We start from the raw sequence: 5,137 nt of genomic DNA, 5'->3' as shown, positions 1-5,137 counted from the left end.
CGGTAGAGCTCGCGGCGGCGATCTGGACGATCAAAGACGTCCAGGAGCCGCTGCTGGGCGCTCTCTCGCATGCCCGTCAGCTCCCCCTTGTAGCGCTTTCTCTCCCCCTCGACATACCCCAAGAAATCCTGCGAGTCCTTACCTCCCTGTCGCTCCAGCTCCCCAAGCTCGGCACTTAGCAGCTCGGGAGTCAGGGGGTTCGCAAGGGGAACCTGCTGAAGAGGCAGACCAACTTCATCGGCAAGTAGTTCAACGGGTTGAGGCGGGAAATCTCTTAGAATCTCTTGGCGGATGAGGGCAGCAACCCCTGCATCTGCCTGCTTTTGGGCGTTGGTGGGAACAAAGACCTCGCGCTTTTCTAGCTCCTCCACACAGACCTTGCAGAAATAAGCCCCAGGGCGCTCAAGAGTCCCTTGCCCAGATGCCCGTAGACGCCTCTGTACGGCTCGAAGAGCCGCCTTCCAGGCTTCTAAGCACTCATTCCTTTCAGCGATCTCCCAGAGCTGCTGAAATCGCCTCAGGCTCTCGGAGTCCCCGGTAAGGGCTACGACCTCGGCCACTTCCTTCTCCGCGATGGCATATATGCCTTTCCCCTGAGCGTTGGGCATTGGGCGTTGGGGAGGTATGGGTGCTTGTTTCTCGCTTTCGCTAACGTTCAACGTTTCTTTAATAGATACATTCGTATCTTTCTTTTCCGGAGAACGCTTTCTTTTAGTGGGTGCAAATTTTGCACCTCCAAAATTTGGAGCTCCAAAATTTGCACCTCCAGAATCAGGCATAGCTGCATCAGGATTTAAGTCCGTTTGGAGAGCGGGCTCTACCTCTGCAAGGCGATCTCTTGTGGCAAGGCGCGTGCGGGTAATCGCTTCCTTCTGGCGCTCTGTATCGGCCCAGCGGAGGGCATAGCGTGCCCCATGACGATTATCGTGGCTTGCCGTCTCAATGACGAATCCTGCTGCGATAGCCTCGCGAATGCCTTGACGGGCCGAGTTGATCGATAAGGCGCTTTTCTCGGTGATTTGGGAGAGCGCTAGCTCAGCCTCGATTCGCCGCTCTCCGGTCACATTGTCCTGCCAGCCAAGGGTTTCTCGAATCAGCACAGCCACAATGACGATGACGCACTTGGGATAGTCTCCGCGAATAATCTCGTCGAAGAACTGGTTGGGCGTGGGCGTGAAGTTCGCCTCAAGCCGCTGGAATCCATGAAAGTTTGCCATCGCCATATCCTCCCTTACAGCTCCTCGTCCACAGGAGCGGGCGGCATCACATGATCGGCGTAGAACGCGGCGAAAGCTTCCGCAATCGCATCTTGCTTGCGGTACTTTCGCTTTGCATCCAGTCGGTTAACACGCTCCACGTAGTCGTCCAGGTACTTGTTCAGCTTGGCGGACACCCGGATCGTCACCACCGCAATCTCATCGTCACCGGCAATCTCCAGTGCCCGCGCCAAGCGTCCTTCCCGTTCCGACCCCTGGTTGGCTCTTGCTGCCCCCTCTCCTGAACCCTTCGTTCGTTTGGGCGTGGCAACCTTCGCAGGAGCGCCCTCACGCTCTGTCGTTGCTTCGTTTGAAGTGTCGCTACTTCGTGCGTTCTCAGGTTGCTGCGCTACAACGTTTGTTGGTTCGTTAGTTTCTTCGTTGTAACGTTGTAACGTTGTAACGTTAGTTTCTTCGTTCTCTATTAGTTCTGCTACGGGAGAGGAGATCTCCTCGGGGCGAGGGGCATGTTCTGCATTTAGCTCTGATAGCAGCAGAGCTGCCTTCCCCTTACCAGGCATCTTAAGGCCACCACTCATTTCTTCGCGCCTTTCTTACTTGGTTTTGAGGTTGATTTTGTGTCTCGGTCAGCGCTGTTCTCGCTCTCTTTCCAGCCCTTGAAGGCCAGGTCGTCAAGAGCATCGGAGATCGTTTGGTCATCCACCGTTTTTGCTCCCATGGCAAACGCGTTAAGCAAGGCATTGTCACAGAGCATGCAGAGCCGCCTGGGTACTCCCTTCGTGATGTTATAGAGCCGCCGGTGAAGCTGCTCCTCTGGAAAGAGGATGTCAAAATCACCACCAGCAACCTGGATTCGGTGGCGCATCATCGCTACTGCATCCTCAAACGAGAGGGGATTGAGCGTCGAGCCATGCGCGATCCTGTCCCGAAGCGCTGGCTTGTAGGTCAGCTTCCGAGCGATATTAGGCTGGGCGAGCAAGACGATCTGGATCAGCTTATCTTTCTGGGTCTGTTCGTTGCTGATATGGGTTAGGGTCTCCATGTTCTCAGCGGAGATCGTCTGGGCCTCATCAATGACCAGAACGGTGGTCTTTCCACTCTTGTAGTTGCCCACAAGAAAGCCCCGGAGAGCATCCCAGTTATCTGACTGGAAATGGGCCGCCTCTTCACCAAAGTGTGCCAGAATGAGCCTAAGAAACTGCGAGGCAGTACGCACTGAGGGATTGGTAATATGAGCAACGACAAGGGACTCATCGTCGCGCCAGGCATTGAGCATGAACTGCGAAACAGTCGTTTTGCCGGTCCCCACCTCACCCTGGAGAAGAAAGATGCCTTGCCGCTCCTCAACGGCGTATTGAATCTTCGCGACGGCGAGCTGATGCTCCCGCGTGCCATAGGCAAACTGCGGGTCAGGGGTCGCGGCGAACGGCTTCACCTTGAGACCGAAATGTTCCAAGTACCCAGACAAACTACCTGTCTCCCTCTGTGTGAAAGTTGCGCTTGTAAGTTAATTACAATCGCGTGATGCGAGATTATATCTATCGGCTGGGTGACTTGTCAAGCTCACTATTTTCCGCGTGAAAAAACAGGAGTGCTTCCTCAAAAAGTGTGGATGCCAGCAGAGTGGGCAGAGCCGTAAATAGGAGAGCATGGTTACTCACTATCCACCGGAACTACAAATTCCTATCTCATCTACCCAGGCAAGTGGGACACTGCTTTCGTTCTCCTTGTTTGGCGGGCTCTCCCCACGGCTGGGGGCCTCAAGCAAGCCTACGCTCCCCGAATGCCTCCTGGCTTACCTGCTCGTACAGCCAGACCTACGCGCTCCACGGACAAAGGTAGCATCGGTGCTGTATCCAAGGGGCAGACCTGTGAAGCGCTCGAAGGACTCTGGCTATAACGCGATTCAGGAGAACTTGAAGCAGCTCAAAAAAGAGTTTCTCCTGCCTGTGCCTCCGGGGCAGGGACTCTGTGGAGAAGATGGTGGGGAGGTATACCTGAACCCGAAGCTCTTCACCGTAGATATCGCCCTGTTTCGGAGGCTGGTTCAGATCACTTCCTCGCAGGTGCCACGTATCGAGCTAGTTGAGGAGCTCCTCGAAGCTGTGGAGAAGTACCAGAGAGAGCGATTTCTGCAAGGGTGGAACTTTGTCTGGTGTGAGCACTACCGGGACGAAGTCCATCTGGGCCGGGATCGGATGCTCATGTACCTACTGAGCCCCTGCCGTACTTTTCTCTCCGACGCAATTGCGCTACGTCTACAGGAGGCTCTTTATCAGAGCAAGCCGATTCTGCGCCGACTGCGCTTACTGGTCGAGGAGCAGATGCGACAAGGACGCTATCGTGAGGCACTGATGAGCCTCTATCTCTATCGAGAGAACCACGAGAAGGAAGAGGCCGCTCAGATCGAGGCGCTGGAGGCCGAGGTTCGCCATCGAGACCCTGAAGTGGGTAACGTTCTCCTGGTACAAAACGCGCTTCAGTACGTCGAAAAACAAGCTAAGGCACCACAGGGGAACCTACTACGGCCAGAGCATCTCCAGGAAATTATCGAGAATTTGACCCGCATTGCGGAGCAGGCCCTTGATGCTGTTAAGACCGGTTGTATAATCCCCAAAACTCCGCGCAATTTTCCCCACCCGAGGAGCCCGATTTCAGTCGGGTTCCTTAGATTCCGGGCGCACCGCGCCCAAAGCAGACATGCTCTTCCTTTAGGGGGAAGACATGCTACGAGGGGGAGAAGTGAAAGACATCAGTGAGTTCAAAAGACAGGGGCTGAGCATCAGTCAGATCAGCACCTTGACCGGCTTTGATAGAAAGACGATACGAAAGTATCTGGACGAGCCCAAGACACCACGTTACGGGCCACGACTGCCTAAAGGTAGCAAACTGGAACCCTTCCATCCTTACCTTCAGAAGAGAATGAGTCAAGGAGCTTGGAATGCCGTTGTCCTCTTCAAGGAAATCAAGGGGGAAGGCTACACCGGCAAGATAACCGTTCTGCGCGATTGGCTCCAACCCTTGCGAGAGCAGGCAGCCCAGGTCGCGGTTCGACGCTTCGAGACTCCCCCCGGCCACCAGGCACAGGTGGACTGGGGAGAGATTGGCGATATTGACACAGATGAAGGACGCAAGACGCTCTATTGCTTTGTGTTCACCCTGGGACATAGCCGCGCTCAGTTTGTGGATGTGACGACCGACACCAAGATTGCCACTTTGCTCCGGATGCACGAAGCCGCCTTTCATGAGCTGGGCGGGGTGCCTCGTGAGATTCTGTATGACCGAATGAAGACCGTCGTGCTGGGAACGGAACGGCTAGGTGCGCCGCGCACCGTACCGATGAACGGGGGGAAACGCGCTTTCATCCTCTCTTTGTTGACTTCGCCTCCTACTGGGGATTTACCCCACGCGCTTGCCGTGCTTATCGTCCCCAAACGAAGGGGAAGGTAGAAAATGGAGTTGGCTACATTCGCAAGAGCTTTCTGTGCGCTCGTGAGGCAACGGGCTTGACTGACCTGCGAGCACAGTTACGCACTTGGGTCTGGCAGACGGCCAATGAGCGCACGCATGGCACGACATTCCGCCACGTGTTGACTCATTGGCAGGAAGAGAAGCCCTTCCTTTTGCCCTTGCTTGGCAAAGCCAGCTATCCGTATGCTTCTCAAGAGACTCGCCAGGTAAGTAGGGATGCCTTCGTGTCGTATCGCGGCAATCGCTATTCTGTGCCCTGGCGAGTAGCGGGTCTGGAAGTATTGCTTCGTGAGAGCAACGGTGAGCTTCAAGTACATCGCAGTGGCGAACGTCTTGCCCTTCATCCTTTGAGCACTTCAGGCTCTCATGCCTGTGTGATTGTGGCTTCGCATCATGAGGGGATCCCCCTGGGGGCGAGCCTTCGCCCCGGCAAAGCCAAGATCCATGTC

At 55.4% G+C, this 5,137-nt stretch carries 5 protein-coding genes and 1 pseudogene; 3 read left to right on the top strand and 3 right to left on the bottom strand.

Annotated features, from left to right (window positions below; translation table 11 throughout):
- The 3 genes from ACH2EH_RS08685 to ACH2EH_RS08675 all read right to left on the bottom strand — a co-directional run.
- Window positions 1-1,217: hypothetical protein (locus ACH2EH_RS08685; RefSeq protein ID WP_395140811.1), on the bottom strand; the 1,217-nt coding region annotated here is incomplete at its 3' end.
- A gap of 14 nt (window positions 1,218-1,231) precedes the next feature.
- The gene (locus tag ACH2EH_RS08680) at window positions 1,232-1,450 is read right to left on the bottom strand and encodes a hypothetical protein (RefSeq protein WP_395140809.1); all 219 of its coding nucleotides are present in this window, start codon (window positions 1,448-1,450) and stop codon (window positions 1,232-1,234) included.
- Window positions 1,451-1,791: 341 nt separating this feature from the next.
- The gene (locus ACH2EH_RS08675) at window positions 1,792-2,673 is read right to left on the bottom strand and encodes an ExeA family protein (RefSeq protein ID WP_395140808.1); all 882 of its coding nucleotides are present in this window, start codon (window positions 2,671-2,673) and stop codon (window positions 1,792-1,794) included.
- 415 nt (window positions 2,674-3,088) lie between these two features.
- On the opposite strand from ACH2EH_RS08675, the gene ACH2EH_RS08670 reads away from it, so the two are divergent.
- The 3 genes and pseudogenes from ACH2EH_RS08670 to ACH2EH_RS08660 all read left to right on the top strand — a co-directional run.
- The gene (locus tag ACH2EH_RS08670; RefSeq protein WP_395140806.1) at window positions 3,089-3,976 is read left to right on the top strand and encodes a hypothetical protein; all 888 of its coding nucleotides are present in this window, start codon (window positions 3,089-3,091) and stop codon (window positions 3,974-3,976) included.
- Window positions 3,942-4,667: an IS21 family transposase gene (gene istA / locus ACH2EH_RS08665; protein WP_395140805.1), complete on the top strand. Its 726-nt coding sequence runs from the start codon at window positions 3,942-3,944 to the stop codon at window positions 4,665-4,667. The genes ACH2EH_RS08670 and istA overlap by 35 nt, the downstream gene beginning before the upstream one ends.
- A 137-nt stretch (window positions 4,668-4,804) precedes the next feature.
- Window positions 4,805-5,137: pseudogene (locus tag ACH2EH_RS08660) on the top strand (hypothetical protein); the annotation flags it as partial.

It is taken from the genome of Armatimonas sp. (assembly GCF_043760365.1).
Taxonomy (GTDB): domain Bacteria; phylum Armatimonadota; class Armatimonadia; order Armatimonadales; family Armatimonadaceae; genus Armatimonas.
Note: the sequence above shows the minus strand (reverse complement) of the source record. Positions and strands in the feature narration are given on the sequence as shown.

Bases quoted from the DNA above. Each gene is read 5' to 3' on its own strand.
- istA (WP_395140805.1), top strand. From the start codon at position 3,942: ATGCTACGAGGGGGAGAAGTGAAAGACATCAGTGAGTTCAAAAGACAG.